This is a genomic window from Streptomyces sp. NPDC097617 (genome assembly GCF_044761485.1).
Taxonomy (GTDB): Bacteria; Actinomycetota; Actinomycetes; order Streptomycetales; family Streptomycetaceae; genus Streptomyces.
Map to the genome: position 1 here is coordinate 1 of NZ_JBIWCL010000036.1, position 25,591 is coordinate 25,591.

At 71.8% G+C, this 25,591-nt stretch carries 31 protein-coding genes; 8 read left to right on the forward strand and 23 right to left on the reverse strand.

Going from position 1 to position 25,591, the window contains the following annotated elements; translation table 11 throughout:
- Positions 1 to 208: 208 nt before the first annotated feature.
- Positions 209 to 766, reverse strand: coding sequence for a TetR/AcrR family transcriptional regulator (locus ACIQZO_RS36885; RefSeq protein ID WP_403635284.1), 558 nt, complete (start codon positions 764 to 766; stop codon positions 209 to 211).
- 97 nt (positions 767 to 863) lie between these two features.
- Between ACIQZO_RS36885 and ACIQZO_RS36890 the strand changes: the two genes are divergently transcribed.
- The 3 genes from ACIQZO_RS36890 to ACIQZO_RS36900 are packed head-to-tail and all read left to right on the forward strand — an operon-like array spanning position 864 to position 2,350.
- Positions 864 to 1,433, forward strand: coding sequence for a DUF2867 domain-containing protein (locus tag ACIQZO_RS36890; RefSeq protein ID WP_403635287.1), 570 nt, complete (start codon positions 864 to 866; stop codon positions 1,431 to 1,433).
- Positions 1,434 to 1,477: 44 nt separating this feature from the next.
- On the forward strand, positions 1,478 to 2,020 hold the full coding sequence (locus tag ACIQZO_RS36895; RefSeq protein ID WP_403635289.1) for a DUF4262 domain-containing protein: 543 nt from the start codon (positions 1,478 to 1,480) through the stop codon (positions 2,018 to 2,020).
- Between the two features lie 30 nt (positions 2,021 to 2,050).
- Complete coding sequence (locus tag ACIQZO_RS36900) at positions 2,051 to 2,350, forward strand: hypothetical protein (RefSeq protein WP_403635292.1); 300 nt, start codon at positions 2,051 to 2,053, stop codon at positions 2,348 to 2,350.
- Between the two features lie 9 nt (positions 2,351 to 2,359).
- Here the strand turns inward: ACIQZO_RS36900 and ACIQZO_RS36905 are convergent, their stop codons facing one another.
- Positions 2,360 to 3,121 carry a phosphoglyceromutase gene (locus ACIQZO_RS36905; protein ID WP_319724882.1) on the reverse strand — a complete coding sequence of 254 codons (762 nt, stop codon included), beginning with the start codon at positions 3,119 to 3,121 and terminating at the stop codon, positions 2,360 to 2,362.
- Between the two features lie 154 nt (positions 3,122 to 3,275).
- Between ACIQZO_RS36905 and ACIQZO_RS36910 the strand changes: the two genes are divergently transcribed.
- Positions 3,276 to 4,583: an MDR family MFS transporter gene (locus tag ACIQZO_RS36910; protein ID WP_403635294.1), complete on the forward strand. Its 1,308-nt coding sequence runs from the start codon at positions 3,276 to 3,278 to the stop codon at positions 4,581 to 4,583.
- Between the two features lie 51 nt (positions 4,584 to 4,634).
- On the opposite strand, the gene ACIQZO_RS36915 is transcribed toward ACIQZO_RS36910, so the two are convergent.
- Together ACIQZO_RS36915 and mshA are read right to left on the reverse strand one after the other, a co-directional pair.
- Positions 4,635 to 5,120: a YbjN domain-containing protein gene (locus ACIQZO_RS36915; RefSeq protein WP_403635297.1), complete on the reverse strand. Its 486-nt coding sequence runs from the start codon at positions 5,118 to 5,120 to the stop codon at positions 4,635 to 4,637.
- The gene (gene mshA / locus ACIQZO_RS36920) at positions 5,113 to 6,483 is read right to left on the reverse strand and encodes a D-inositol-3-phosphate glycosyltransferase (RefSeq protein ID WP_403635300.1); all 1,371 of its coding nucleotides are present in this window, start codon (positions 6,481 to 6,483) and stop codon (positions 5,113 to 5,115) included. Before mshA ends, ACIQZO_RS36915 begins: the two co-directional genes overlap by 8 nt.
- Before the next feature lie 230 nt (positions 6,484 to 6,713).
- Here mshA and ACIQZO_RS36925 point away from each other — a divergent pair, with 230 nt between their 5' ends.
- From ACIQZO_RS36925 to ACIQZO_RS36935, 3 genes are all read left to right on the forward strand, one after another.
- Positions 6,714 to 7,535: a class I SAM-dependent methyltransferase gene (locus tag ACIQZO_RS36925; RefSeq protein WP_403635303.1), complete on the forward strand. Its 822-nt coding sequence runs from the start codon at positions 6,714 to 6,716 to the stop codon at positions 7,533 to 7,535.
- Between the two features lie 219 nt (positions 7,536 to 7,754).
- Entirely contained in the window at positions 7,755 to 8,867 is a 1,113-nt protein-coding gene (locus ACIQZO_RS36930) for an NlpC/P60 family protein (protein ID WP_403635306.1), read from the forward strand.
- A gap of 386 nt (positions 8,868 to 9,253) precedes the next feature.
- On the forward strand, positions 9,254 to 10,579 hold the full coding sequence (locus ACIQZO_RS36935; RefSeq protein ID WP_403635307.1) for a PP2C family protein-serine/threonine phosphatase: 1,326 nt from the start codon (positions 9,254 to 9,256) through the stop codon (positions 10,577 to 10,579).
- Positions 10,580 to 10,659: 80 nt separating this feature from the next.
- Here ACIQZO_RS36935 and ACIQZO_RS36940 read toward each other — a convergent pair whose 3' ends face one another.
- From ACIQZO_RS36940 to ACIQZO_RS36970, 7 genes are all read right to left on the reverse strand, one after another.
- Positions 10,660 to 10,998: a DUF2516 family protein gene (locus ACIQZO_RS36940; protein ID WP_403635308.1), complete on the reverse strand. Its 339-nt coding sequence runs from the start codon at positions 10,996 to 10,998 to the stop codon at positions 10,660 to 10,662.
- Positions 10,999 to 11,139: 141 nt separating this feature from the next.
- Positions 11,140 to 11,688: a hypothetical protein gene (locus ACIQZO_RS36945; protein WP_403635310.1), complete on the reverse strand. Its 549-nt coding sequence runs from the start codon at positions 11,686 to 11,688 to the stop codon at positions 11,140 to 11,142.
- 23 nt (positions 11,689 to 11,711) lie between these two features.
- Entirely contained in the window at positions 11,712 to 12,095 is a 384-nt protein-coding gene (locus tag ACIQZO_RS36950; RefSeq protein WP_052875667.1) for a helix-turn-helix domain-containing protein, read from the reverse strand.
- A gap of 77 nt (positions 12,096 to 12,172) precedes the next feature.
- Positions 12,173 to 12,520, reverse strand: coding sequence for a DoxX family protein (locus tag ACIQZO_RS36955; RefSeq protein ID WP_403635311.1), 348 nt, complete (start codon positions 12,518 to 12,520; stop codon positions 12,173 to 12,175).
- 158 nt (positions 12,521 to 12,678) lie between these two features.
- Entirely contained in the window at positions 12,679 to 13,449 is a 771-nt protein-coding gene (locus ACIQZO_RS36960) for a putative protein N(5)-glutamine methyltransferase (RefSeq protein ID WP_403635389.1), read from the reverse strand.
- A 57-nt stretch (positions 13,450 to 13,506) separates the two neighbouring features.
- A complete protein-coding gene (locus ACIQZO_RS36965) occupies positions 13,507 to 14,751 on the reverse strand; it encodes a GNAT family N-acetyltransferase (RefSeq protein WP_403635313.1) in 1,245 nt (414 codons plus the stop codon).
- Between the two features lie 45 nt (positions 14,752 to 14,796).
- A complete protein-coding gene (locus tag ACIQZO_RS36970; protein ID WP_403635315.1) occupies positions 14,797 to 15,372 on the reverse strand; it encodes an AmfC protein in 576 nt (191 codons plus the stop codon).
- 136 nt (positions 15,373 to 15,508) lie between these two features.
- Between ACIQZO_RS36970 and dtd the strand changes: the two genes are divergently transcribed.
- Positions 15,509 to 15,934, forward strand: coding sequence for a D-aminoacyl-tRNA deacylase (dtd, locus tag ACIQZO_RS36975; RefSeq protein ID WP_403635317.1), 426 nt, complete (start codon positions 15,509 to 15,511; stop codon positions 15,932 to 15,934).
- A gap of 49 nt (positions 15,935 to 15,983) precedes the next feature.
- Here the strand turns inward: dtd and ACIQZO_RS36980 are convergent, their stop codons facing one another.
- From ACIQZO_RS36980 to ACIQZO_RS37035, 12 genes are all read right to left on the reverse strand, one after another.
- Positions 15,984 to 16,952 (reverse strand): YgfZ/GcvT domain-containing protein, encoded by a 969-nt coding sequence (locus tag ACIQZO_RS36980; protein WP_403635318.1) that lies wholly within the window; start codon positions 16,950 to 16,952, stop codon positions 15,984 to 15,986.
- A 21-nt stretch (positions 16,953 to 16,973) separates the two neighbouring features.
- Entirely contained in the window at positions 16,974 to 17,429 is a 456-nt protein-coding gene (locus tag ACIQZO_RS36985) for a Fur family transcriptional regulator (RefSeq protein WP_403635320.1), read from the reverse strand.
- Positions 17,430 to 17,534: 105 nt separating this feature from the next.
- Positions 17,535 to 18,107 carry an FABP family protein gene (locus tag ACIQZO_RS36990; protein ID WP_403635321.1) on the reverse strand — a complete coding sequence of 191 codons (573 nt, stop codon included), beginning with the start codon at positions 18,105 to 18,107 and terminating at the stop codon, positions 17,535 to 17,537.
- A 280-nt stretch (positions 18,108 to 18,387) separates the two neighbouring features.
- A complete protein-coding gene (locus ACIQZO_RS36995; protein WP_403635323.1) occupies positions 18,388 to 19,383 on the reverse strand; it encodes a hypothetical protein in 996 nt (331 codons plus the stop codon).
- On the reverse strand, positions 19,380 to 20,285 hold the full coding sequence (locus ACIQZO_RS37000) for a hypothetical protein (RefSeq protein ID WP_403635324.1): 906 nt from the start codon (positions 20,283 to 20,285) through the stop codon (positions 19,380 to 19,382). Before ACIQZO_RS37000 ends, ACIQZO_RS36995 begins: the two co-directional genes overlap by 4 nt.
- Positions 20,282 to 20,989 carry a hypothetical protein gene (locus ACIQZO_RS37005; protein ID WP_403635326.1) on the reverse strand — a complete coding sequence of 236 codons (708 nt, stop codon included), beginning with the start codon at positions 20,987 to 20,989 and terminating at the stop codon, positions 20,282 to 20,284. The genes ACIQZO_RS37000 and ACIQZO_RS37005 overlap by 4 nt, the downstream gene beginning before the upstream one ends.
- A 196-nt stretch (positions 20,990 to 21,185) precedes the next feature.
- The gene (locus tag ACIQZO_RS37010) at positions 21,186 to 21,449 is read right to left on the reverse strand and encodes a DUF3099 domain-containing protein (RefSeq protein ID WP_403635327.1); all 264 of its coding nucleotides are present in this window, start codon (positions 21,447 to 21,449) and stop codon (positions 21,186 to 21,188) included.
- A gap of 180 nt (positions 21,450 to 21,629) precedes the next feature.
- A complete protein-coding gene (locus tag ACIQZO_RS37015; RefSeq protein WP_403635329.1) occupies positions 21,630 to 21,920 on the reverse strand; it encodes a DUF1416 domain-containing protein in 291 nt (96 codons plus the stop codon).
- Positions 21,921 to 21,982: 62 nt separating this feature from the next.
- Positions 21,983 to 22,828, reverse strand: coding sequence for a sulfurtransferase (locus ACIQZO_RS37020; RefSeq protein WP_403635331.1), 846 nt, complete (start codon positions 22,826 to 22,828; stop codon positions 21,983 to 21,985).
- Positions 22,829 to 23,004: 176 nt separating this feature from the next.
- Positions 23,005 to 23,094: an Ms5788A family Cys-rich leader peptide gene (locus ACIQZO_RS37025; RefSeq protein ID WP_350875872.1), complete on the reverse strand. Its 90-nt coding sequence runs from the start codon at positions 23,092 to 23,094 to the stop codon at positions 23,005 to 23,007.
- Between the two features lie 155 nt (positions 23,095 to 23,249).
- Positions 23,250 to 23,966, reverse strand: coding sequence for a DUF2993 domain-containing protein (locus ACIQZO_RS37030; protein ID WP_403635333.1), 717 nt, complete (start codon positions 23,964 to 23,966; stop codon positions 23,250 to 23,252).
- Between the two features lie 63 nt (positions 23,967 to 24,029).
- Positions 24,030 to 25,583, reverse strand: a complete 1,554-nt coding sequence (locus tag ACIQZO_RS37035) for a hypothetical protein (RefSeq protein WP_403635334.1) — start codon at positions 25,581 to 25,583, stop codon at positions 24,030 to 24,032.
- Between the last annotated feature and the right edge of the window lie 8 nt (positions 25,584 to 25,591).

The window sequence follows — 25,591 nt, forward strand, 5'->3', positions numbered from 1 at the left end:
ACGCCTCGAAGAACCTCGCCTTCAACACCTCAAAATCCACGATCCCCGCAACTCCCTGAATCCAGGGTGTTGCGGGGATCGTTAGAACCCGCCGTCTCCTCGGCCGGGGCCTTTCGCATGCGCCGCTCCGAAGTCGCGGGCCCGATCGGGAGCCGTCCGGCCCCCGCGTCACGTTCAGCACCTTCAACGACCGGCGCGCCTACGGCGGCTACCTCAGGAGCCAGTTCTTCGTCAGCTCCATGACCTCCGCGCGCGTGCGGGCGCCGTGGTCGGCGGCGATGAAGTGTTCGCCGATCCGCAGCGAGTAGGCGAGCAGCGAGCGGACCTCGACGTCGTCCTCGTCGGCGCAGATGGCGCGGAACAGCGAACGCAGGTAGTCCATCCGCCGGTTGTCGGTACGCCGCAGCCGCTCGGCGACCGCTTCGTCGCGCCGGGCCCAGTCGCGGATCGCCAGCTCGGCCGTGGTGCCCCTGACCGGCCCGTCGGCCGACGAGGCGATCGCGAACAGCCGCTCCAGCCTGGCCCGCGCGTCTCCCCCGCCGCCCTCGACCTGCTCGATCACGGCGTCGGCGACCTCGTGCTCCCAGGTGTCGAGCATCTCCGTGAGGAGGGCGCCGCGGCTGCCGAAGTACCCGTAGAAACCGCCCTTGCTGACACCGAGCGCCTGCGCGAGCGACTCGACGCGCACGGCGTCGGGTCCGCCGGCGGCCAGCGCGCGCAGCCCCTCCTCGATCCACTTGCCGCGCGGTGTGCGGGTCGCGCCCATGCCGTGCTCCTCCTCACACGATCCCTTATCTATACGGTGCCGTACAGATAAGTGCTAGCCTCGATGTATACGACAGCGTATAGACAGGGGCCGACCGATGAGACTCCCCAGCACTGCACACACCTCACGCCCGTGGCGGATCCACGAGATCGCCGGAGACTTCCGGGTCGAGGACGTGTGGGCGCTACCGACCCCCGGCGGGCCCGACGATCTGGTGCGCCTGGTGCGCCAGTTCGCGGCCGGCTCGGGCGATCCCGCCCCCTCCCCCGTGGCGCGCGTCCTCTTCGCGGTCCGCCACGGGCTCGGCAGGCTGCTCGGCTGGGACAAGCCCGCCGACGGCCTCGGCACCCGCGTCCCGACCCTGCGCGAGGGCGAACGGGGCCCGGACCTCCGCTCGATCCCGTTCACCTCGGTGTACGAGACGCACGACGAATGGGCGGCGGAGAGCGCCAACCGGACCATGCACGGAGTGCTGCACATCGGCTGGGTCCCGGACGGGAACGGCGGATACCACGGCCAAATGGCCATCCTGGTCAAACCGAACGGCCGTCTCGGCGCCCTCTACATGCTGGGCATCAAGCCGTTCCGCCACCTCGGGGTCTACCCGGCCCTGATCCGCTCGATCGGCGACGAATGGCGCAGGAACACCCCGGCGGCCGGCACCTGAGGGGCGCGGAGTGCCCCGCCCAGGGGCTGGCCTACGCTCGCCGGATGGACGACTCCCCCTGCTTCTGCCTCCTCTGCGCCCCGACCGAATGGGGCGGGCCCGCGTCGGAGGAACGCGACACCCGGATCGCACGGAGCGTCTCGGAGCACGGCTGGCACGTGATGGGCGTGGCCGGCGGTGACGCCCCCGGCGACTGGGGCTACTCCATCGGCCTCTGGCACTCCCTGCGCAGCCCCGAGGTGAGCGTGTTCGGGCTGTCCGCGCAGACCGCGATGCAGGTGGCCAACGCCGCCGGGGCGGCGATCCGGGACGGGAACCCGCTGGAGCCCGACGAGCGGCGGGGTGACGTCCTGGGCGGCTACGACGTGATCGTCCGGCCCGTGCACCCCAGCTGGTACCACGGGTTCTTCGGCGCGGGCATCGACTTCTACCAGAGCCCGCCGCTGCCGATCACTCAGCTGTTCTGGCCGGACAGGGAGGGCCGGTTCCCCTGGGAGGAGGGGGCGGACGAGCGCTGCCGCACACGCCAGCCCTTGCTCTGGATCCCGAAGGACGAGGCCACCGGCCCGTGGACCGAGGTCGATTGACGTCGCGGAACCGGGTCCGGGACCGCGGGCGTGCGGGCGTACAGCGGCCCGGACCTGGAGCAGGAGGACGTGCTCCGGGACTTCGAGTCCGTCACCGCGTCGGCAGGCCTGGACGGCGACTTCGCCCGCGCCGGGGCGAGGCCGGCCGAGTGCGTGGTGGAGCGGGCCTTCCCCGGCCCGCTGGACGGCACCCGGCTGACCAAGGTCATGAACGGGCTGGCCGACCACGGCTGGCGGGTCACCCAGCCTCCCCCGCGTCCCGGGACCCGGGTGGGCCCGGAACGCAGGAAAGCCCCTGACCTGTGCCGTGTGCGCAGGTCAGGGGCATGATCGCTTTTGCTACTTCTTCTTGCCCTGGTTCTTGACCGCCTCGATGGCCGCCGCCGCGGCGTCCGGGTCGAGGTAGGTGCCGCCCGGCTTCAGGGGCTTGAAGTCGGCGTCCAGTTCGTAGACGAGCGGGATGCCGGTCGGGATGTTCAGGCCCGTGATGTCGGCGTCGGAGATGCCGTCCAGGTGCTTGACCAGACCGCGCAGGGAGTTGCCGTGCGCGGCGACCAGGACCGTGCGACCGGCCAGCAGGTCCGGGACGATGCCGTCGTACCAGTACGGCAGCATGCGCTCGACGACGTCCTTGAGGCACTCCGTGCGCGGACGCAGCTCGTTCGGGATCGACGCGTAGCGCGGGTCCTCGGACTGCGAGAACTCCGTACCGTCCTCGAGGACCGGCGGCGGGGTGTCGTACGAGCGGCGCCACAGCATGAACTGCTCCTCGCCGAACTCCGCGAGGGTCTGCGCCTTGTCCTTGCCCTGGAGCGCACCGTAGTGGCGCTCGTTCAGGCGCCAGGAGCGGTGCACCGGGATCCAGTGACGGTCGGCGGCCTCCAGCGCGAGCTGCGCGGTGCGGATGGCGCGCTTCTGCAGGGAGGTGTGCAGCACGTCGGGCAGCAGGCCGGCGTCCTTGAGCAGCTCACCGCCGCGGACCGCCTCCTTCTCGCCCTTTTCGGTGAGGTTGACGTCCACCCAGCCGGTGAACAGGTTCTTCGCGTTCCAGTCGCTCTCGCCGTGGCGGAGGAGGATCAGCTTGTACGGTGCGTCGGCCATGCGTACGAGCCTAATGGACGTACGGGCGCGCTCGCGCGCGGCACAGGGGGCCCGCCGATTGACGGCGGGCGTCAATTCGCTGGCGCCCGGAGGGCCGTCACTCGTAATGTGCACAGCGTACGAGTGACGCTTACATCGCCGGGGGGATCCCTTTATGTCCGCTGCCCGTTTCGGACAGGCCGCCCGGGAGAGCGTCTCGGGGCTGCCCCGGGCCTTCTGGTGGCTCTGGACGAGCACCCTGGTGAACCGGCTCGGTGCCTTCGTCGCCACCTTCATGACCTTGTACCTGACCATGGAGCGGGGCTACTCGGCCTCCTTCGCCGGGCTCGTCGTCGCCCTGCACGGGCTCGGCGGGGTGATCTCCTCCCTCGCCGCCGGTGTGATGACCGACCGGCTGGGGCGCCGGCCCACCCTGCTGGCGGCCCAGACCTCGACCGCCTTCTCGGTGGCGCTGCTCGGCTTCATGGAGCACCCGGCGGCGATCGCGGCCGTGGCCCTGCTGGTCGGCGTGACCTCCAACGCCTCCCGGCCGGCGGTCGCGGCGATGATGGCGGACATCGTCCGTCCCGAGGACCGCGTACGGGCGTTCGCGCTCAACTACTGGGCCATCAACCTCGGCTTCGCCGTCAGCGCGATGGCGGCGGGCCTGATCGCCGAGTACAGCTACCGGGCGGGCTTCCTGGGCGAGGCGGCCCTGACGCTGGCCTGCGCGGTGCTGGTCTTCGTCAAGCTGCCCGAGTCCCGGCCCGAACGGCCCGGGGGCGCGTCGGCCACCGCCGCCGCGGAGCCGGCGGTCGGGCTCGGGACCGTGCTGCGGGACGGACGGTTCATGGGCGTGGTCGGGCTGTCGTTCCTGATCTCGCTGATCTTCACCCAGGGGTCGGTCGGCCTGCCGGTCGCGATGGGCGCCGCCGGGTTCTCGCCCGGGGACTACGGGCTGGTCGTCGCCGTGAACGGGCTGCTGATCGTGCTGCTCCAGATCCCGGTCACCCGGTTCATCGAGCACCGCGACCCGCAGAAGCTGCTCGTGATCTCCGCGCTGCTGGCGGGCTACGGCTTCGCGCTGACGGCCTTCGCGGGGCCGTTGTGGGCGTACGCGCTGACGGTGTGCGTGTGGACGCTCGCCGAGATCGTGAACTCGCCGACCCAGATGAGCCTGGTCGTACGGCTCTCGCCGGTGCACGGACGCGGGCGCTACCAGGGCGTCTACTCGATGTCCTGGGCGGTGGCCGCGCTGGTCGCGCCGCTGATGGCGGGCGTCCTGATCGACCGGTACGGGGCCGACTGGCTGTGGGGGGCCACGGGTGTGCTGGGGACGGTGGCGGCGGCCGGTTACTGGCTGCTGATGCGGGGGCTCTCCGAGGGTGATGCGGGTGTGACTGTTGGGTGCGCCGGGGTGGACGTGGCCGAGGTGGCAGTGGCGGGGGCGGCGAAGCCGGCGCCTGTGGCCGGCGCGGCCTAGCCCCATCGGGCTCCGCCCGGACCCGCGCCTCGAGCGCCGGCGGGGCCGGGTCTACGACGGGCGCGTCAGGTGCTTGAAGGCGTCGAGGTTGAAGGTCGGCTCGCCGCGCGAGACCCGCCATTCGTACTCGCGCCGGATCGCGCTCGCGAAGCCCAGTTCCAGCAGGGTGTTGAAGGAGCCGTCCGCCGCCTCCAGGACCGTGCCGAGCAGCCGGTCCAGCTCCTCCGGGTCGACGACCGACAGCGGGAGCCGGGCCGTCAGGTAGACGTCGCCGAGGCGGTCCACCGCGTACGCCATGCCGTACAGCTTGAGGTTGCGCTCCAGCAGCCAGCGGTGGACGCCCGCCTCGTTCTCGTCGGGGTGCCGGATCACGAAGGCGTTGACCGACAGCGAGTGCCGGCCGATCTTGAGCGAGCAGGTGGTGCTCAGCTTGCGGGTGCCGGGGAGCTGGACGACGTAGGTCCCCGGTTGGGGGCTCTCCCAGCTCAGCTCCGCGGCGGTGAGCGCGCTCTCGACGATCTCGGCGGTGTCAGCCATGGTGGGAGCGTACGCGACGGCGATGATCATGCATGGCCGCGGTGTAGACGTCGGCCGTGCCGCTCGCAGCGGTGTCCCAGCCGAAGAACTGCGCGTGCCGCGCCGCCTCGGCGCCCATCCGGTCGTCGAGCCCGGGCTCGTCCACGAAGCGGCGCAGCTCCCGCGCGTAGTCCACCGGGTCGTGCCCGGGTACGAGGATCCCCGTGACCCCGTCGTTGACGGCGACGGGCAGTCCGCCGACCTCGGCGGCGAGCACCGGCGTACCGGTGGCCTGGGCCTCTATGGCGACGAGCCCGAAGGACTCGTTGTAGGAGGGCATGACCAGCACGGACGCGGCCCGGAACCAGTCGGCGAGACCGTCCTGCGCGACCGGCGGGTGGAAGTGTACGAGGTCGGCGATGCCCAGCTTCGCCGCGAGCTTCTGCAGGCCCTCCGGCTTGGCGAGGCCGCTGCCGCTGGGACCGCCGACGACGGGGACGAAGAGGCGGCGGCGCAGCGAGGGGTCCTGGTCGACCATGACGGCGACGGCGCGCAGCAGGATGTCGGGGGCCTTCAGCGGCTGGATCCGCCCGGCGAACAGCGGGATGACGGCGTCCTGGGGCAGGCCGAGGCGGGCGCGGGCGGCGGCCCGGCCGTCGCCGACCGTGAAGCGGTCGAGGTTCACCCCGGGGTGGACGACGGCCACCTTGGCCGGGTCGGCCTCGTAGTGCCGGACGAGCTCGTCCGCCTCCTCGGCGGTGTTCGCGATGAGCCGGTCGGCGGCGGCCACGATCTGGGTCTCGCCTATGACGCGGGCGGCGGGCTCGGGCCTGTCCCCCTCGGCCAGCGCCGCGTTCTTGACCTTCGCCATGGTGTGCATGGCGTGCACGAGCGGGACGCCCCAGCGTTCGGCCGCGAGCCAGCCCACGTGGCCGGAGAGCCAGTAGTGGGAGTGGACGAGGTCGTAGTAGCCGGGGCGGTGGCCGGCCCAGGCCTGCATCACGCCATGGGTGAAGGCGCACAGCTGGGCCGGGAGCTCCTCCTTGGCGAGGCCCTCGTAAGGGCCCGCGTCCACGTGCCGTACGAGGACCCCGGGAGCCAGCTCGACCACGGGGGGCAGCCCGCCGGTGGTGGCGCGGGTGAAGATCTCGACCTCGATGTTGATCGCGGCGAGCCGCTTGGCCAGCTCCACGATGTAGACGTTCATTCCGCCGGCGTCGCCGGTGCCGGGCTGGTGCAGCGGAGAGGTGTGCACGCTGAGCATGGCCACGCGGCGCGGCTTGCGGTGGTGGCCCACGGCCGGAAGACGCAGGCGCGGCGGCTCGTGCCGGGTGGCTCGGGCGGCGGCGAGGCGACCACTGAGGCGGGACACGTACTGGCTCAAGGGACCAGTCCTCTCGGCTCGGACGGCGCACGCACGACGCTCGGACGGCATGACGGACGACATGCCGGACGGCATGACGGCGGGAGCGCGGAAGGCGCCCTGCAAGGAGTGCAACCCGGATGGCCGTCCCCCGCATTCCGGGGTCTCCGGATTTCCTGCGTCTTTCCTCGCGGCCGTGGGTGTGACGGGGGCTTTTCACGGTGTGCGGACCCTCCGCTTACCCTCGGCTCATGGCCTCCCGCAGTACCCCGCCCTCCAGCCGCGCGCCCGGCCGCCCCGTGGGCTCGGTGACCCGCGGGACGACGAATCCGAACCGGTTGCGCCGGATGGACCGCTGGATCGCGGCCACCCACGGTGCCACGCTGCGGCGCGCGGAGGCCCCGGTCGCGGTGGACCTCGGGTACGGGGCCGCGCCCTGGACCGCGGTGGAGCTGCTGGCGCGGTTGCGGGACGCGGCGCCGCGGGTGCGGGTGGTCGGCATCGAGATCGAGCCGGCACGGGTGGCGGGGGCCAAGCCGTACGAACGGGAGGGCCTGAGCTTCCGGCACGGCGGTTTCGAGGTGCCGTTGGACGGCGGGGTCCGGCCGGCGCTGATCCGCGCGGCGAACGTACTGCGCCAGTACGACGAGGAGCAGGTCGCGCAGGTGTGGGCGCGGCTGTGCGCGCGGCTGGCCCCGGACGGGCTGCTGGTGGAGGGGACCTGTGACGAGATCGGGCGGCGGCACGTGTGGGTGGCGCTGGGTCCGGAGGGGGCGCGCACGGTGACGTTCGCGACCCGGCTGGGTTCCCTGGAGCGTCCGTCGGATCTGGCGGAGCGGCTGCCGAAGGCGCTGATCCACCGGAACGTGCCGGGCGAGCCGGTGCACGCGTTCCTGCGCGACTTCGACCGGGCGTGGGCGGCGGCGGCTCCGTACGCGGCCTACGGGGCGCGGCAGCGCTGGATCCGGACCGCGCGGGCGCTCTGCGGGGACTGGCCGCTGGTGGACGGTCCGCGGCGGTGGCGGCAGGGGGAACTGACGCTGCCCTGGGAGGCGTTGCGCCCGGTGGGGTGAATGCGGCGTGGTGTGGGGTGGTGGGGAACCGGCGGCCCGGGCGGTCCGTTGGGCCGTGAGGGGTGGAGGACGGGCGTCCGATGGGGCAAACAAGATCGGAACGCCATCCACAAGGGTGTCGGAATTCATCGACTCATGGCACCATCCCGATGGCAGTGACAAGTTACTGATGAATAGTCAGATTCATTACGCGGTCTGACTCGGGTGCCTGGGGGGACCATGGGAGCCGTAAAGCAACGACGAGGCGCAAGCTCTTTCGTGCTGCTGTGCGCGTTGGCGGTACTGACGGCACCGGGCCTCGCGACGGGCATCGCGTATGCGGCCCCGGTGGCTCCGGTGGCCCCAGCGGCTCCGGCCGCTCCGGCCGCTCCGGCCGCGCCGCTGCCCGAACCGGGCAGCAAGTCCCTGGAGCAGGTCCGCAAGGAGATCGACGAGCTGTACCGGCAGGCGGGCACCGCCACGGATGCCTACAACCTCGCCGAGGCCGAGACCAAAGCCCAGTCGGACAAGATCGTCGAGATCGCCAAGCTCGTCGTCGCCGGCAAGGAGCGGATCGCCACCCTGAAGAACCGGGCGGGCGCCGCCGCTCGCGCCCAGTACCGCTCGGGCGGCATCCCGCCGGGCGCGCAACTGGCGCTGAGCGACGACCCGAACCAGTTCCTCGACGGGGCCGGCCGGCTGCGCCAGGGCGAGAAGGCCACCTCGGGCCTGCTCTCCGAACTGGACCGGACCCAGGCCGACTTGCAGCGCTACGCCACGGAGGCGAGCGAGCGCTGGGCCACCCTGGAGGCCAACCGGATCACGTCGGAGGACTCCAGGAAGCAGATCGAGGAGAAGATCAAGGCCGCGGAGGAGCTGGAGAGCAAGCTGGAGGCCGAGGAGAAGGCCCGGCTGATCCAGCTGGAGCAGGAAGCGCAGTACAAGGCGCAGACGGCGTGGCTGTCGACGGGCGCGATGAAGGACGTCAACGGCAAGGCGACCGACGCCGGCAAGGCTGCCGTGCAGTTCGCCACCGCCCAGATGGGCAAGCCGTACAAGTGGGGCGCCGTGGGTCCGGACTCCTATGACTGCTCCGGGCTGACCTCGCAGGCCTGGCGCGCGGCCGGCAAGGGCATCCCGCGCACCTCGCAGGAGCAGCTGCGGCTGCTGCCGAAGGTCGAGCTGAAGGACATGCGCCCCGGTGACCTGATCATCTACTTCGACGACGCGAGCCACGTCGGGATGTATGTCGGCGACGGCGCGATGGTCCACGCGCCGCGGCCCGGCCGGAACGTGACGATGGCGGGTGCGGGCTCGATGCCGATCAAGGCCGTGGTCCGCCCCGACGCGTAGCCCCCGCGGGGTTGCTCGGCGTGCGGGTGGGGGCGCGGACCCCTGCCCGCGCGACCTCCCTGCCGGGGCTCCGCCCCGGACCCCGCTCCTCGAACGCCGGAGGGGCTGGGGGCGGGGCAGCCGGAAGGGCTGGGCGGGTGGGCGGACAGGCCGGGGCTGGACGATCGGGGCCCGGAGGCAACCCGGTGGGGCTCGGGGACGTCTCGATGGTCGGGAAGGGACGCGGCCGTGCCGTGACCTTTGTCATCCAGTGAGGCGGTTTTTCCCCCGCGATAACCGCATATGCCGGAGGCGCTCACCAAGAACGGCATTCCGTTTGCCGGTCCGGGACCGCTAGGGTCTGCCGGACGAGCGCACCCTCGGGGGGAGGGAAGGAACCGGAGACGATGCCCGTACCCGTACCGCGGCAGAGGGACACCCCGGCCGTGGAGAGCGGTCAGGCCGTTCTGTACACCGCCGCCCCGGCCGCAGCAGGCACGGGCGTCGCGCAGGCGACCCCGCAGATCCCGACCCCCCACACGAGCCAGCTGACCCTCCTGGTCATCGAGGACGACCCGGCCGGCGGCCTCACCGTCCCCGAGATCCTCGACGCGGACGGCCACCGCATCCGGCTCCGCACCGCCCGCAACCTCACCGAGGCCGAGCGGCTGCTCACGCCCGACGTGCACTGCATCCTGCTCGACCTGTCCCTCCCGGACACCGGCGCCCGGATGCCCGGAAGCACGGCCACCGCCGTGGACGAGCTGCTCGCCCTGCGCCAGGTGCTGCGCATCGCCCCGCACCACGCCGTCCTCGTCCTGACCGGCGAGGACGACGCCGAGCGCGCCGCCGAGGCCGTGCAGGTCGGCGCCCAGGACTTCCTCTTCCGGGACGAGCTGGACGGCCGGCTGCTGAGCCGCGCCATCCGCTACGCCGTGGAGAGAAAACGGGCGGACATCGCCCAGTACAAGCTCGCAGAATCGAAACTGCGCGCGCAGGAGAACGCCCGCCTGGAACGCGGCCTGCTCCCCACGCCCCTCCTGGAGGGATCCGACCTCCGCTTCGCCGCCCGCTACCGCCCCGGCCGCAGCCGGGCGCTGCTCGGCGGTGACTTCTACGACACGGTCCGCACCCCCGACGGCACCGTCCACGCCATGATCGGCGATGTCTGCGGCCACGGCCCCGACGAGGCCGCGCTCGGCGTCGAGCTCCGCATCGCCTGGCGCGCCCTGACCCTGGCCGGTCTCTGCGGCGACGACCTGCTGGCCACCCTCCAGGAGGTCCTGGAGGTGGAGCGGCCCTGCGAGGAGATCTTCGCGACGCTGTGCACGGTCGACATAGCCCCGGACGGCCGCCGCGCCGGCCTGTGCCTGGCCGGTCACCCGGCACCGCTGATCTCCCGGCCGGGCCGCCGCGCGCGGCTGCTCCCGTACGAGAACAGCGGCCCGGCCCTCGGGCTGCTGCCCCGCGCCCGCTGGCCGCGCCGCCAGGTGGAGCTCGGCGGCAGCTGGAGCCTGATGCTCTACACCGACGGCCTGATCGAGGGCCGCATCGGCGAGGGCAAGGAACGCCTGGGCCAGGACGGGATGGTCGACATGATCAACCGGCACCTGGACCGCGGCCTGAGCGGTGAGGGCCTGCTGGAGGCCTCCGTCACCGAGGCCCGCCGGCTCAACGGCGGCGAGCTCACGGACGACGTGGCCGTGGTCCTGCTCTCCCGCGCCGAGGGCTGAGCCCTCGGAAACGAGGGATCCTTCCGGTCCCGGGGGTCCGGGGTCCGGGGTCCGGGAACCCTTCCGGTCCGGCGGTCCGCCTACCGTCCGCCGTTGTAGGGCCCGTACGGGCCGTCGCTGCTGCTGCCGCCGCGCCGGCCGCCGCCGCCCGAGACCTGCTTGAGGGCCGGGCGCACGTCGACGAAGAACACGATGGTCGCGACGAGACCGGCGATCTGCAGGAACAGCATCCCCAGGAAGAAGTCCACGGCCACGGTGACGCCGAGGATGACCAGCCAGAAGGTCTTGCTCTGCTTGCCGGCCGCCCGGTACGCGTCGTCCCGCGCCAGCAGCGCGAACACGAAGGCCACGACCGCGAGCACCAGCATGGCGAGCCCGAGCAACGGGATCACGCCTCGATCGAACCCTTCCATCAACATCGCTTCGACCGCCTTCTCAGCTTCTGCTTCGCACTTCGGATGCCACCCGTCTCCACGCTACCGGCACGGGAGCCCTCATGAACCACAACGGGCCGGGCACCAGAAGGGTGCCCGGCCCGCCGTCGCTCATGCGGCCGCGCCTCAGCCGGCGTCGTCCGCCGTGACCGCGGCCTTCTTGGTCGTGCTCTTGCGCGCGGTGGGCTTCCTGGCGGCGGGCTTCTCCGCGGCGGCGGCCTCGGCCACCGGCTCGGGCTGCGCCGCCGTCTCCGTCCCCGTCTCGGGCTCTACGGCGACGGCGATGTCGACGATCTCCGCGGAGACCTCGCCGCGCCAGCTGCGCACGGCCTGCTCGCCGTGCTCGGCGACCTTGTCGTAGGTCTCCTTGGCGCGCACCGCGTACTCGGCGGCCACGCCGACACCGCGCAGCGCCAGGTCCTGGGCGGTCTCCCCGAGCTTCTTCGGGTCGATCGCGCCGAGCACCTCGGCGACCTTGGCGGTGACCGCGTCCTGAACGGCCTTCGGGTCCGTGTTCTTCACGGCCTCGATGCGCGCGGGGGCCTCGGCGCGCAGCTGCTCGATCAGGTCGGGCACCTTCTTGGCCTGCTGCACGGCCAGATCGGCGGTGCCGGCGGCGAAGTAGAGGGGAGTGGGGTCGGTGAGGGTCTTCTTCAGGTCATCGGCGATGGCCATGTGCTGGTCCTCCCGGATCAACTTCAGTTCGTCTTCGACGGCATCTCGTCGGCGGGCGCTTCGAGCGCGTTCTCCTTGCGGAACGACTCGTAGATCTGGAGCAGCACCTGCTTCTGCCGCTCGTTGATGGACGGGTCGGCGAGTATGACGGCTCGCGTCTCCACCTCGTCCGGGTCCCGCTCATCCAGGATCCCGGCCTGCACGTACAGCGTCTCGGCGGAGATCCGCAGCGCCTTGGCCAGCTGCTGCAGGATGTCCGCGCTCGGCTTGCGCAGCCCGCGCTCGATCTGGCTCAGGTACGGATTCGACACCCCCGCCTGCTCGGCCAGCTGGCGCAGCGAAAGCTGGGCCTGCCGACGCTGCTCACGGAGGTACTCGCCGAGATTTCCGACGTTGAGCGATGCCATGCTGTGATCCTGCCCGACTCTGCTAACTATTGCAAGCGCCTTGCTTGCAACATCTCCCACATGGCTCCGCCCGATGCTCAGCCGCCCAGGGCGAGGACCAGCGTGGCCACCGCCGGGGCCGCGTAGATCACCGGGAAGGCGACGTGGGCGTAGGACTTCGCCCGCAGCACCGTGATCACGGCCCCCGCGAAGTACAGGGCGATCCCGATCGCCGCCGCGACGCCGATCGGCGGTACGAAGACGCCCACGACCAGGCCCGCCGCGCCCGCCGCCTTCGCGACGCCGAGCCAGGTCCACCACGAGCGCGGGACCCCGTACTCGGCCAGCGGCTCGACGACCCACTTCGCCCCGAGGAAGACCGAGGCCGCCGAGAACCCGACCATGAACGCGCCGACCAGGGCAAGGACAACAGCGGTGGTGGACATCTGACGCTCCCCTCGGGCGGGCCCCGGCGCGGACGCGCCCCGGTTCGTTTCCCGCCTGCTTCACTCCCCTGACCCGCCCCGCCCCGCACATGTGACAGCCCGCGCGAAAGACTTTTCGCTGCGGCCCTCTGCGCCGGGGCCCTTGCGCCGGCCGCGCGTCAGGCCGTGCCGATCACCACCGTCGCGTACAGCTCCTTTGAGGTGACCGCCCGGACGCCGAGCCCGGCCGAGGCCAGCGCCGAGGCCGTCGACGGGGACTGGCGGGAGCTCGTCTCGATCAGCAGGTGGCCGCCCGGGGCCAGCCAGGGCAGGGCGCCCGCCGCCACCCGGCGGTGGATGTCCAGGCCGTCGCTCCCGCCGTCCAGGGATACCAGCGGCTCGTGGTCCCGCGCCTCCGCCGGCATCAGGCCGATCTCCCCCGTCGGCACGTACGGGGCGTTGACCACCAGCACGTCCACCCGGCCGCGCAGCGACGCCGGCAGCGCGGCGTACAGATCGCCCTCCCACACCCGCCCGCCGTACGGGGCCACGTTGCGCCGCGCGTACGCCAGCGCCGCCGGGTCGATGTCCGCCGCGTGCAGCTCCACGCCGCCCGCCAGCTGTGCGGCCACCGCCGCGCCCAGGGCACCGACCCCGCAGCACAGGTCCAGCACCACCGCGCCGGGCCGGGCCAGCGCCACCGCCTCCTGGACCAGGAACTCGGTGCGCCGGCGCGGCACGAAGGCCCCCGCGCCGACCTCCAGGCGCAGTCCGCAGAACTCCGCCCAGCCGACCACGTGCTCCAGCGGTTCGCCGCCCACCCGGCGGGCCAGCAGCTCCGCCAGGTGGTCCGGGCCGGCGGCGGCCCCGGTGAGGAGTTCCGCCTCCTCCTCCGCGAACACGCAGCCGGCGGCGCGCAGGGATTCCACAAGTGACGTCAAATCGCTCAGTCCTCAGTACTCAGTACTCGGCCCTCGGCCCTCGGCCCAGTGATCAAGGATCGGCGATCAGAAGATGTCCGGGCACCACGGGCGGCGCGCGGTACGGAACACCGCGTCCGCCAGCGCCACCGCCCCCGGCCGCTCCTCGTCCACCCGGCCCAGCGCCGCCAGCCGCACCGCGGACGTGTCGCCCAGGTACAAGGAGCCGAGCGCTGCCACGTCCAGGCTCAGGTCGGCCGGCTCCGCCGTCCGCTCGCAGGTGCCGGCGCCCGCCTCCAGCCGGTAGCGGCCGGCCGCCGGACCCGTCCCGTCGGCGACCTCCAGCACGAGCACCCCGGGCACCTCGTACGTCCGCGCTCCCAGCGCCCGTACGACGTCCAGCACCCGCACCCACAGGAAGTCCGCCGAGGAGACGACCCGGGCCGAGCGCGGGTCGGGCAGCATCTGCGGGGCGAGGTCGTCGGGGGCCCGGTAGCCGGTGCGGACCTTCAGCACCCAGTCGATGGAGCACAGGAACTGCCACAGCGCCCGCTCCGCCTGCGGGGTGACCGCCAGCAGGTCCTTGACCTGCACGGTGTTCATCGGAACCTTGGCGTCCGCCCATTGGTCGTCGGCGCTGTAGACGGCGAGGCCCGCCACCTCCCCCTCCGCCGTCCGGTACACGGCGTGGAAGAGGCCCTTGTACGGGCGGTACGACCACTGCTCCAGGCCCGTCGCCAGGTTCCACCAGCGCTCGTCCCGGTTCACCGCCCCCGGCGTGCGCGCCCGCACCCGCTCGTGCAACTCCGGCCCCACCAGCCGCAGCTCCTCGACGTCCACGAGCTCGATCCTCCCGCCGTCCACGGGCGCCGCCAGCCTGCGGTCCAGCCCGGTGCGCGGTACGTCGATCTCCCACTCCACGAGGGAGGTGGCGGGCCCGAACCCGTATCGCCCGTAGATCGGGTACTCGGCGGCGATCAGCGTCGCCAGCGCGTCGCCGCGCGCCGCGGCCGCCGCGAACTCGGCGGCCATCATCCGGGTCAGCACTCCCTGCCGGCGATGGGTGGGCAGCACGCCCACGTTGGAGATGGCGGTGGAGCGGACGGCCGCCCCGCCGGGCACGGTCAGTTCCTGCGGGAAGGAGCGCAGTGCCGCCACGCACCGACCGGAATCGGAGTCGAACGCTCCCCACATCCGGGAGAAGTCGCTGTACTTGGCCCGCTGCGCGAGGTCGGAGCCGGTCACGGGCTTCGCGGTCAGGAAACCGGTGTGCACCGTGCGCAGCCAGTCGGGAAGTTCGGTTTCGGCGATCGGCCGGACGTCAGCACTCATAGCCGCCCACGCTAATCTTCCGACCGCCGCCGGTCGCCCGATTTTCTACGCCAGCAGATCGTCCACCTGCGCCTCGCCCTCCCGGTACCGCCGGGTGATCTCCGCGCTGCAGTCGTCCACCGTGCGCTGGAGCTGCCGGCGGCGCCGCGAGACCTGCTGCTCGTAGCGCACCAGCCGGACCAGCCCGTCGTGCAGTTCGCCGTCCGTGCGGGCGCCGAGGTCCGAGAGCTCCACATCGGACAGCATCTCCGCCGCCAGCAGCCGGTACTCCTCGCTGTGCGGGGTGCCCAGCGTGACGTGCCGGGCGGAGGCGCTGCGGCTGGAGGGGGCGTCGGCGAGGATCACGGAGAGCCGGTCCACCACCGGCGCCTCGGGGTCCGTCCGCCGGGCCACCTCGGCCCGCAGGATGTCGATGCGGCCCTGGAGCAGTCTGCGTACGTAGCTCAGATCGGCCTCGTCGCGCTGCGCGTCGCGGCGCAGCGCGCGCAGTTCCGGCAGCCCGAGCGCGGTGGCCGGGGCCGCCTGCCCCTGCGTCTCGGCCGTGCGCTGCGCGGGCGGTCGTACCGCGGCAGCTGCGACGAAGGCGGGTGATGCAGGTACGGAGGTACCAGAAGTATTCATACGAACGAGTCCGTCCCCTCGACCGGTGCGGCGCACCCGCACCGCCTGCGTGCATCGTGCCACTCTCCGTGGCCCCCACGCAGTCCCACTCCACCCGATCGGCCCCGGACGGGTGCAAGCCTGGTACACAGGTGGTATGCGAGCAGTGGTGCAGAGGGTGGACGGCGCGAGCGTCGCCGTGGACGGTGCGACCGTGGGCGAGATCGTCGGCGAGGGGCTGTGCGTGCTGGTGGGGGTGACCCACGACGACACGCCGGAGAAGGCGGCGGTGCTGGCGCGCAAGCTGTGGTCCGTACGGATCCTGGAGGGCGAGAAGTCCTGCAGCGACAACGGCGCACCGCTGCTGGTGATCTCGCAGTTCACGCTCTACGGCGACGCCCGCAAGGGCCGCCGCCCCACCTGGAACGCGGCGGCTCCCGGCCCGGTGGCCGAGCCGCTGGTCGACGAGGTCGTCGCCCAGCTGCGCGCGCTGGGCGCGACGGTGGCGACGGGCCGGTTCGGCGCGGACATGCGGGTCTCGCTGACCAATCACGGCCCGTTCACCATCGTCATCGACGTCTGAGGACCTATTTCACGGGCCGGGACCGCTACAGGGCTACAGGGCTACAGGCTTACGGGGCTACGACGACCTCCTGCGCGGCGGCCGTCGACCCGGCCAGCAGCGGCGCATCGACCGGCACGTTCCGCTTGACCAGGGCGAGCGCGATCGGGCCCAGCTCGTGGTGGCGGACGGCGGTGGTCACGAAGCCCAGCTGGCGGCCCTCCTCCCCGTCCGAGGCGAGCCGCAGCGGGGTGCCGTGCGCCGGGAGCAGCACCTCGGAGCCGTCCAGGTGCAGGAAGACCAGGCGGCGCGGGGGCTTCCCCAGGTTGTGGACGCGGGCCACCGTCTCCTGGCCGCGGTAGCAGCCCTTCTGCAGGTGCACGGCGGTGCCGATCCAGCCCAGCTCGTGCGGGATCGTCCGGTGGTCGGTCTCCAGCCCCAGCCGCGGGCGGTGCGCCTCGACGCGCAGGGCCTCGTGGGCGAGGAGTCCGGCGGCCGGGCCGTGCGCGGCGGCGAAGGACTCCAGCCCGGCGCGGGGCAGGAAGACGTCCCGGCCGTGCGCGGTCTCCCGTACGACGTGCTCCTTGGCGACCTCGGCGATGGAGCCGGCCGGCAGGTGCACGACCGCGAACTCCTCGGTACGGTCGGCGACTTCGACGCGGTAGAAGAACTTCATGGCCTCCAGGTAGGCGATCAGCTCGCCCTGGGTGCCCGGCTCCACGTGCGCCCACGTGGTCTCGCCGTCGTCGACGAGGTAGAGCGCGTGCTCGATGTGGCCGTTCGCGGAGAGGATCAGCGCCTCCGTGGACTGCCCGGGCGGCAGGTCGGTGAGGTGCTGGGTCAGCAGCAGGTGCAGCCAGCTCAGGCGCTCCGGCCCGCTGACGGTGACGACCCCGCGGTGCGAGAGGTCGACGAAGCCGCGGCCCTCCGCGAGGGCGCGCTGTTCGCCGTACAGCTCGCCGTAGTGGGCGGCGACGCCCTCGTCACGGCCTTCGGCCGGTACGGCGCCGGGGAGATGGAGCAAGGGGCTGCTGGTCATGGGACCAAGCGTACGACCCTGCTACGACTGAGCGGCACGCTGCTTGGCGGCGCACTTGCGGCACAGGCCGAAGATCGCGAAGTGCTTCATGTCGGTCTCGAAGCCGAAAGTGGCGCGGAGCTTCGCCGTGAACTCGGCGGCGACGTCCACGTCCGCCTCGATGACCTCGGCGCAGTCCCGGCAGACCAGGTGGATGTGGTGGTGCCGGTCGGCGAGGTGGTAGGTGGGGGCCCCGTGCCCGAGGTGGGCGTGCGAGACCAGCTTGAGCTCCTCGAGGAGCTCGAGCGTGCGGTAGACGGTGGAGATGTTGACCCCGGAGGCGGTCTTGCGCACCTCGACGAGGATCTCGTCCGGGGTGGCGTGCTCCAGGGCGTCGACCGCTTCCAGCACGAGCTGGCGCTGCGGCGTCAGGCGGTATCCGCGCTGCCGCAGGTCGCTCTTCCAGTCAGAGCCTTCGGTGTCCACGCTGCTCCCCACCCGGCCAGTGTATGTGCGCGAAGGGGACCGCGGGCGGTCCCGCGGCCCCCTTTCGCACAGGCTTGCGCACGCACGTACATGCGTACGCGCGTTCGGCCTGTGGGCTCAGCGGAAGAAGGCGATGCCGTCGTCCGGCATGTCCGGGAGGTTGCGCGCCATCTCGGCGACCTCCTCGGGCGTGACGACCTTCTTCAACTGGGCCGACATGTACGGACGCAGTTCGACGTCCGGCGTGGCCTTCTCGCCGACCCACATGAGGTCGCTCTTCACATAGCCGTAGAGCCGCTTGCCACCGCTGTACGGGCCGGAGGCCGCGGTACGGGCGACGGCGTCGGTGACCAGGTCGATCTGGGGCTTCTGGTCGGCGAGCCCGCCGTACCAGACCTCGACGACGCCCTGGTCGCGGACCATGACGATCTCGACCTTGCGGTCCTTGTCGATGCGCCAGTAGCCCGACTCGGACTCCAGCGGCCGCACCTTGTTGCCCTCGGCGTCGAGGACCCAGGTGTGGGAGGTGTACTCCAGGAAGTCCCGGCCGTCGTGGCTGAAGACGACCTCCTGGCCGAAGTTGCACTTCTCCTCACCGGGGAAGTCGAAGACTCCCGCACCCTCCCAGTTGCCGAGGAGGAAGGCGAGGGGGACGAGGCCCGGGTTCAGGTCGGACGGGATCTGGATCATGAATGGCTGCTCAGGCGATCTGTTGGGAGGGGTTCCGGGGCGGTCTGCGGGGCCGACGCTCAGCGCTGACCCTGGTACAGCTTCTTGACGGCCAGGCCGGTGAAGGCCATGACGCCGACGCAGACCAGGACCAGCAGGGAGGTGAAGACTGCCTCAAGCACGGGGTGCTCCTCGGAATTCGTTCGGGGGGTACGGGCCGGTTCCCCAGCCTACTGGCCCGGGGTCGGGCGCACTGTGCGAGGTGGCCCGTACCCGTGCGCCCGTCCCGTCGCCCCGGCGGTCAGCTCAGCAGCTGGCTCTGCAGGATCACGGTCTGGTGGAAGGGAACGGGGGCCACCTCGCCCTTGCGGGTCTGGATGACCATGCCGAGGACGTCACCCGTCCGGAGGCACCCGATCTTGCTCTGCTCCTCACCGAGGAAGGGCTTCAGCTCCTGGTACACGCTGAGCTCGGTGCCGTCGAAGTTGGCCGCCCCCGGGAAGTCCAGCGTGGTGCTGTTCATCTGGGTGCCCTTGGCCTTGCTCCACACGTCGTCCAGGTCGAGGGCCGAGACACCGTTCAGCCGCATGTTGCTGTCGCAGCCCTTGAACGCGTCCACGAAGCCGGAGGAGTGGAAGCGCAGCAGGTACACGTGCGTACGCGTGCCGTCCGCCGTCGTCCAGCCCCGTCCGGCGATCTGCCGCAGTCCGTCCCACTCGAGGGACTGCTTCAGCTTCTCGCGGGTGTCGGGCGTGTACTCCTCCAGGAAGGCGTCGACCGGCACCATCCCGTCCTTGTCCGCCTTGACCACGTCGTCGGCCTTGGCGCCCACGGGAGCGGGCAGCAGCAGGCCGGTGAGGGGCGCGTAGTGCGTCCCGTCCTTGTTGTCCGGGCCCTGGGGCACCGGGGCGCCGGCGGGCAGGGCCGGCTGGGACAGCGTCGGGAACGTCCAGCGGCCGTCGTCCTCGGTGGACAGGCCGGGAAGGTCGGTGCGCTCGGGCACCGTGATCCCGTACGCGACCCCCGTGCCGACGGCGGCGAAGACGGCGACGGCGGCGGTCCAGCGCAGGGCGGCGAACAGCTTGCGCCGGTCCTTGGGCGGGGCCGGCACGGCCTCGGGCGCCTCGGTGACCGCGTCGGTCGCCGCGGGCGTGGGCTCGGCGGCGGCGTCGTCGGTGACGGCGACCGTCTCCGTGACCGTCTCAGTGGCCTCCGGGGCGGGCTCGGGCGACGGCACGCTCTCCGGCGCCGCCTCGGGCTCGGGCTCGGTGGCCGCGGTGGTGGTCTGCTCGCTCACGCGGACTCTCCGGGGGACTTGATGTGGTCGAGTTGCTGCTTGAACAGGCCCGCGGCGTCCTTCACCACGAATCCCTCGCTCCCGTACATCCGGAAACTCACCATGACGTCTCCTTCGACGGCCAGGCAGTCGAGGGCTTCGATCTTGTCCTTCTTGTCCTTCTTCTCGATGACGATGGCGTTCACCGAGCACTTGGCCTGCGGGTGGCCGTCCACCTTCGGCGCCTCGCCGTCGGAACCGGTGAGCTCGATCAGCTTCCCGGCGAACTCACCGAACTTCGCGAGCTGCGCGGGGTCGGCCTGGACGAGCTGGATCTCGGCGACCACGCCGCCACCGACGCCGTCCTTGCGCGAGTAGCTGCGCCCGGCCAGGCCCTTGAGCTTCAGGTCGGCGAGCACCTTGTCCCGCTCGGCGCGCTCGCTGCTGGACAGGCCCTTGCGGGCGTCCTTGAAGCTCTCCAGCGCCCGCTCGCCCGAGAGGGAGTAGAAGTTGCCCTCTTTGTCGATGTCGGGGCCGGGCCAGTAGTCGTTGGGCATCGGCAGCAGCTTGCCCGTGAGCGCGTTCGGGGGCACGGACGGCACCGGGGCCTGCGTACCGCTGGTCGTGTGGTCCGCGGCCAGCCAGTACCGCGTCGGCGAGGTCCGGTCGGCGTCGGCGAGTACGGCCGCCGCCCCGACGCCGGCGCCCACGAGGACGACGACGCCCACGGCCGCCGCCACCAGGGTGACCACCTTGCGGTTCACCTTCCGCGCGGGCGCGGCGGTGGCCGGCTGCTCCTGCTCGGGCCGGTCCGCGGTGTCGCCCTCGGTCCCGGCCTCCACCGTGACCTCGGTCTCGGTCTCGGTCTCGGCCTTGACCGCGTCGCCGGGCTCCGCACCGCTCACGTTCTGCTGCTCGGTCACAGCCGCTCCATCTGTCGCTTGGCCAGGTCGAGCAGGACGCTCTCGTCGATCTCGCCGCGGTTGTTCGTGCACTCGACGGTCACCACGATGTCGCCACGGCGGATGACGGCACGGACCCCGCGGATCGGGTGGTAGCCGGCCTTCTCCTGAGCCTTCGAGTCGACCCACAGGTGACCGAACTCCTCGGGAACGCCCGGAACCTCCTTGCCCGCGTTGCCCGCGTACTCCTTGGTGGGCATGTAGTGCTCGATGCCCAGCTGGAAGTCCTCGGCCTCGTTGCGGTCGTGGAACTGGAGCAGGTTGATCTCCACGAAGTTCCGGTCGGACTCGGACCATGCCGCGGTGGCGATGCCCTGGACCTGGCTGGTGATGAGGCTGCCCAGGCCCTCGGAGGCGTCCTCGTAGTACGTCGCGGCGAACATGTCCAGGGAAGCGACGCCCGAGAAGTTGCTCTTCGCCCCGCCCGGAACGTCCACCAGCTTCTTGGCCAGTTCCTCGTCCGCCTTGTGCCAGCGGTTGGCGTTGATCGAGTGCCGGGTCGTCGCGTCGGTCATCGCCTGCGGCTTCGCCGCGGCCATCTCCTGCTGGGCCAGCGGCTGCAGCGGGGTGGGCTCGCGGTGGTACTGGACCGCGTAGCCGGTGATCGTCCCGGCGAGGACGCCGAGCACTGCCGCGCCCGCGATCAGGAGAGTCGTGCGGCCCATCCGGCGGCGGGGCGGCGAAGTGTCCGGCTCCGGGGCGTTCTCCTCCCCTTTCCGCCGCTCAGGGATGGTCTGTTCGTGTTCCAAAGGGGTCCCCCACAGGCCTGTGGCGCGGGTTGGTTACCCGCGCGTACCCCATGACCCGCAGCAGAGGAGAGCAGTTGTACGAACGTAGATCACATTCTCGTCTCGTGAGGTTTCAATCCTCGTGACGCCGCTTTCCGTCCAGTTCGTCCCACCACTCGTCGGACTTCGGATCGCCAGAGGGGTCGTCCCACCAGCGGTCGTCCGGGCCGCGCCGGTTGGCGATCATCGCCGCGATCGGCGGGATGACCATGGCGACCACGCACATGGCCACCGCGGCCTCGACCGACCACAGGCGCACCAAGGCCCAGGCGGAGACGAAGAGGAACAGGCATCCGCCCATCAGCAGGAAGTAGGCGCGCCGGCGCCGGCCGTACATGAGTCCAGCGTAGGTCCGGCGCCCCCGGGCGCAAGGCGCCGGACGGAGTCGGGCCGCGAGGCGGACCACGAGCGGACCACCACGCGGACGGCACGAAGGGCCGCACCCCGTTCCAGTGGCGTCCAACCCCCGGGGGTGCGGCCCTTCGGCCGATCAATCAGGCGATCACATGTGCGGTGCTCAGACCGCGATCGCCACGTCCGTCACCCCGCCGGCCTCGGCAACCACCACGGCACGGTCCGCCTGGCCGCCCGGGACGAGCGCGCGCAGCGTCCAGGCGCCGGTGGCGGCGTAGAAGCGGAACTGGCCGGTGGCCGAGGTCGGGACCTCGGCGGTGAACTCGCCGGTCGAGTCCAGCAGGCGGACGTAGCCGGACACCGGCTCGCCGTCCTTGGTGATCTGGCCCTGGATGGCGGTCTCACCGGGCTTCAGCGTCGCGAGGTCGGGCCCGCCGATCTGTGCTCCACACATGTTCTCTGTCCTGTCCTAGAGAGGTCGTACTACGAGGGGCGTCGCGCGCCCGGTCGTTCGTATTACTTGTTGGGGCCGAGCTCGATCGGCACGCCGACCAGCGAGCCGTACTCGGTCCACGAACCGTCGTAGTTCTTGACGTTCTCCTGACCCAGGAGCTCGTGGAGCACGAACCACGTGAGCGCGGAGCGCTCACCGATGCGGCAGTAGGCGATGGTGTCCTTCGCCAGGTCGACCTGCTCCGCCTCGTAGAGGGCGGTCAGCTCGTCGTCCGACTTGAAGGTGCCGTCGTCGTTGGCGTTCTTCGACCACGGGATGTTGCGGGCGCTCGGCACGTGGCCGGGGCGCTGCGACTGCTCCTGCGGAAGGTGCGCCGGGGCGAGCAGCTTGCCGGAGAACTCGTCGGGCGAACGGACGTCGACCAGGTTCAGGGAGCCGATCGCGGCCACGACGTCGTCGCGGAAGGCGCGGATGGAGGCGTCCTGGGCCTTGGCCTTGTACGCGGTGGCCGGGCGGTTCGGGACGTCCTTGCCGTCGACCAGGTCGCGGGAGTCGAGCTCCCACTTCTTGCGGCCGCCGTCGAGGAGCTTCACGTCCTGGTGGCCGTAGAGCTTGAAGTACCAGTAGGCGTAGGACGCGAACCAGTTGTTGTTGCCGCCGTAGAGGACAACGGTGTCGTCGTTGGAGATGCCCTTGGCGGAGAGGAGCTTCTCGAAGCCCTCCTGGTCCACGAAGTCGCGGCGGACCGGGTCCTGGAGGTCGCTCTTCCAGTCGATCCGGACGGCGTTGGTGATGTGGTTCTTGTCGTACGCGGACGTGTCCTCGTCCACCTCGACGACCACGACGTTGGCGTCGTTCAGGTGGGCCTCGACCCAGTCGGCGTCTACAAGGACGTCGCTGCGGCTCATGGTGTTCTCCTCCGGGGCAGTGTGCGGCGGGGCTGTGCGGGTGACGCGTGCTGCGTGCCTACGGGTGCGCTCGAGGTCCTGCGCGGGGGAGCGTCAGGGTTTCAGGAGGCGGGTGCGGTCACGCGGGAAGGGCCGTGGGGCCGTCGTCCGGTCGATGGAGCGGATGCGCTCACAGGTCACATGGATCGACAGAGCATGGCGGCGACGCGACACAGGTCTACTGCCCGTCGCTTCGTGAGGTCCGCCTGCTGATGCTTCATAGCCATGGATCGTAGGGACGAATCGGCCGCCCTGTCACCGGTGTGTCATATATCGAGACAGGATCGTCCGGATATTGGGATACAAGTACCCCGGACAGCCGCCGCGCCGCCTCCGGGACCCGTCGTACGGCCCGTCCTTCTGCGGATCGGACCGTGCTGTCTCACGATCCGGCCACCACCACGTTCGAGCCGCCCAGCGAAAGGTGCACACCGGCCTCGTCCGAGGTCAGGGCGGAGAGGTGCAGTCCGGCCGGCAGCCCGCTGTCGAGATTGCGGTCGAAGTCGGTCTTCCTGCGGATCAGCTTCTCCACCCCGGGGACGCTCCCGCCCGGCACCTCGTCGGCACGCACCCGGACGATCTTGCCGCCCTTCCCGTCCGGAGCGTCCTCCAGGGTGACGGTCGACACCACGCTGTGCGTCAGCGTCTTACCGAGCACCTCCACCGACGCGGTGACCTTCACCTTGCCCGGCGCCCCGCCGTAGGAGAGGGTCGCACCGGTCTGGGAGGCCGCCGTCAGGTCGGCGTACGTGATGAGCGCGCTGCCCTCGGCCCGCTCGGCGGTGCCGCCGCTGTAGTCGCCGTTCAGCTTCACGCTGCGGAAGCTGGCGTCCAGCTCCGCGAGCCGCGTCTTGCGGCCCTCGGCGGCGACCTCCACGCCCCGCAGCCTCAGGTCGACCCGGTCCAGGTCGTGGCTGATCAGCTGGGTGAGGAAGGGGAAGCCGTCGATCTCCACCTCCGAGGAGCCGGCCGGGCCCTGCCGCGCCTGTATGCGGTCGGCCAGCCGGTTCTCGACGTATCCGGACGCCCAGCGGTCCACCCCCACGAACAGGGCTCCGAGCACCACTCCGATGATCACAACGACGCGCAGGAAACGCACGTTCCCTCCCCCTACTAATCGGTACGTGCGTTCTAGTGGACCATGCCCGCTGTCGGGCAGGGATCAGCCCACCACCCGGCCGATCAGGTACACGGCGGGTGCGGCCGCCGCCAGCGGCAGCGCCACGCCGGCCGTCATGTGGACGAACTTCGACGGGTAGTCGTACGCCGCCACGCGCAGCCCGACCAGCGCGCACGCGCCGGCGACGAGACCGATCAGGGCCCCGCCCGCTCCGATCGTGGTCAGCCCGCCGACCGCGATACCGGCGCCGGCGGCCGCAGCCAGGGAGACGCCGACCGAGGGGGCCGTGGGCAGCGGCAGCGCACGGGCGAAGACGGCGACCGCGACGGCCGCGGCGCCGACCGTGGCGGCGGCGGAATCGGCCGCGAGGTAGCCCGCGCAGATGATGGCGAGGGCGGCCGAGGCCACCGAGGCCATCAGCCCGTACATCCGCTCGTCGGGGTCGGCGTGGCTGCGCAGCTGGAGGACCAGCGTCAGCAGCACCCAGGCGCCGAGGGTGCCGACGATCGCGCCGGCCCCGTACGGGGAGCCCACCGCGAGCACGGCCGCGTCGGCGACCACGGCTCCGGCGAAGGCGAGGGCGATGCCCTGGCGGGCCGGCCACATGCCGTTGAGACGGAACCAGCCGGCCGCGGTGAGGCCCTGGAGGGCGATCAGCGGGAGGAGCAGGGCGTACTGCCCTAGGGCGGCGGCCGCGGCGAGCAGCAGCCCGAGGACGGCGGTCAGTATGGCGGACTGCGGTCCGGGGTCGATGATCGGCGACCGGCCCTCGGCGCGGGCCTGGGCGGGGTCGACGGCGCGCACGGTGTTCCCGGCGAGGGTGGGAGGCGACCAGGAGGTGATCTCCTGCGGCTCGCCCGGCGTCCCGGCCGGCTCCTCGCCCGGGAGGGCGGCGGCCGACTGCGGCGGGAGGTAGGCGGTCTGCTCGGCGGCGGACGGCTCCTCCACCACCGGCGGCAGTCCCCCGGCCACCTCTGCGAGGTACCCCCCTGCGGCCTGCTCCATCGGCGGCGACTGCTGCGCCTGCGGCCCGGGGCCGGGGTACGGCGGCAGGTAGGCCGTCTCGGCGCCCTGCGGCCAGTCCTGGACGGGAGCGGGGGCCTGGGCCTGGGCCTGGGCCTGGACCTCGTCGCGGAACCAGCCTTCCGGGGCGACCGACTGCTGCTGGTACGCGTCCGGCGCCTGCGGCTGGTAGGCCGCCTCGGCGCCCTGGGCCCAGTCCTGGACCGGAGCGGGCGCCTGGGGCTCCCGGAACCAGCCCTCCGGAGCGACCGGCTGCTGCTGGTACGCGTCCGGCGCCGGCGCCGCGTAGTCCTGCCAGGGAGCTGCCGGGGCGACCGGAGCGGGGGCCTGGCCCTCGTCGCGGAACCATCCCTCGGGCGCGACCGGCTGCCCGGGCACCGCGCCCAGCGGCGGGTGCACCGGCTGGTGGCTGGTGTCCCAGGTGTCGGACTGCCAGGTCTGGGTCCCGTACGGATCCTGCTGCTGTTGTTGTTGCTGCTGTTGCTGTTGCTGCTGCTGTTGCTGTTGCTGCTGCTGTTGCTGCTGCTGCTGTTGGGCGTACTGCTGTCGCTGCTGTTCCTCAGGCGTACTCATCGGCTCCC

What these genes read in the sequence shown, in the direction of transcription:
- ACIQZO_RS36885 (WP_403635284.1), bottom strand. Translation starts at nt 766, where the DNA reads ATGGGCGCGACCCGCACACCGCGCGGCAAGTGGATCGAGGAGGGGCTG.
- ACIQZO_RS36890 (WP_403635287.1), top strand. Translation starts at nt 864, where the DNA reads ATGAGACTCCCCAGCACTGCACACACCTCACGCCCGTGGCGGATCCAC.
- ACIQZO_RS36895 (WP_403635289.1), top strand. Translation starts at nt 1,478, where the DNA reads ATGGACGACTCCCCCTGCTTCTGCCTCCTCTGCGCCCCGACCGAATGG.
- ACIQZO_RS36905 (WP_319724882.1), bottom strand. Translation starts at nt 3,121, where the DNA reads ATGGCCGACGCACCGTACAAGCTGATCCTCCTCCGCCACGGCGAGAGC.
- ACIQZO_RS36910 (WP_403635294.1), top strand. Translation starts at nt 3,276, where the DNA reads ATGTCCGCTGCCCGTTTCGGACAGGCCGCCCGGGAGAGCGTCTCGGGG.
- ACIQZO_RS36915 (WP_403635297.1), bottom strand. Translation starts at nt 5,120, where the DNA reads ATGGCTGACACCGCCGAGATCGTCGAGAGCGCGCTCACCGCCGCGGAG.
- ACIQZO_RS36925 (WP_403635303.1), top strand. Translation starts at nt 6,714, where the DNA reads ATGGCCTCCCGCAGTACCCCGCCCTCCAGCCGCGCGCCCGGCCGCCCC.
- ACIQZO_RS36930 (WP_403635306.1), top strand. Translation starts at nt 7,755, where the DNA reads ATGGGAGCCGTAAAGCAACGACGAGGCGCAAGCTCTTTCGTGCTGCTG.
- ACIQZO_RS36935 (WP_403635307.1), top strand. Translation starts at nt 9,254, where the DNA reads ATGCCCGTACCCGTACCGCGGCAGAGGGACACCCCGGCCGTGGAGAGC.
- ACIQZO_RS36940 (WP_403635308.1), bottom strand. Translation starts at nt 10,998, where the DNA reads ATGTTGATGGAAGGGTTCGATCGAGGCGTGATCCCGTTGCTCGGGCTC.
- ACIQZO_RS36945 (WP_403635310.1), bottom strand. Translation starts at nt 11,688, where the DNA reads ATGGCCATCGCCGATGACCTGAAGAAGACCCTCACCGACCCCACTCCC.
- ACIQZO_RS36950 (WP_052875667.1), bottom strand. Translation starts at nt 12,095, where the DNA reads ATGGCATCGCTCAACGTCGGAAATCTCGGCGAGTACCTCCGTGAGCAG.
- ACIQZO_RS36955 (WP_403635311.1), bottom strand. Translation starts at nt 12,520, where the DNA reads ATGTCCACCACCGCTGTTGTCCTTGCCCTGGTCGGCGCGTTCATGGTC.
- ACIQZO_RS36965 (WP_403635313.1), bottom strand. Translation starts at nt 14,751, where the DNA reads ATGAGTGCTGACGTCCGGCCGATCGCCGAAACCGAACTTCCCGACTGG.
- ACIQZO_RS36970 (WP_403635315.1), bottom strand. Translation starts at nt 15,372, where the DNA reads ATGAATACTTCTGGTACCTCCGTACCTGCATCACCCGCCTTCGTCGCA.
- dtd (WP_403635317.1), top strand. Translation starts at nt 15,509, where the DNA reads ATGCGAGCAGTGGTGCAGAGGGTGGACGGCGCGAGCGTCGCCGTGGAC.
- ACIQZO_RS36980 (WP_403635318.1), bottom strand. Translation starts at nt 16,952, where the DNA reads ATGACCAGCAGCCCCTTGCTCCATCTCCCCGGCGCCGTACCGGCCGAA.
- ACIQZO_RS36990 (WP_403635321.1), bottom strand. Translation starts at nt 18,107, where the DNA reads ATGATCCAGATCCCGTCCGACCTGAACCCGGGCCTCGTCCCCCTCGCC.
- ACIQZO_RS37005 (WP_403635326.1), bottom strand. Translation starts at nt 20,989, where the DNA reads ATGGGCCGCACGACTCTCCTGATCGCGGGCGCGGCAGTGCTCGGCGTC.
- ACIQZO_RS37010 (WP_403635327.1), bottom strand. Translation starts at nt 21,449, where the DNA reads ATGTACGGCCGGCGCCGGCGCGCCTACTTCCTGCTGATGGGCGGATGC.
- ACIQZO_RS37015 (WP_403635329.1), bottom strand. Translation starts at nt 21,920, where the DNA reads ATGTGTGGAGCACAGATCGGCGGGCCCGACCTCGCGACGCTGAAGCCC.
- ACIQZO_RS37020 (WP_403635331.1), bottom strand. Translation starts at nt 22,828, where the DNA reads ATGAGCCGCAGCGACGTCCTTGTAGACGCCGACTGGGTCGAGGCCCAC.
- ACIQZO_RS37025 (WP_350875872.1), bottom strand. Translation starts at nt 23,094, where the DNA reads ATGGCTATGAAGCATCAGCAGGCGGACCTCACGAAGCGACGGGCAGTA.
- ACIQZO_RS37035 (WP_403635334.1), bottom strand. Translation starts at nt 25,583, where the DNA reads ATGAGTACGCCTGAGGAACAGCAGCGACAGCAGTACGCCCAACAGCAG.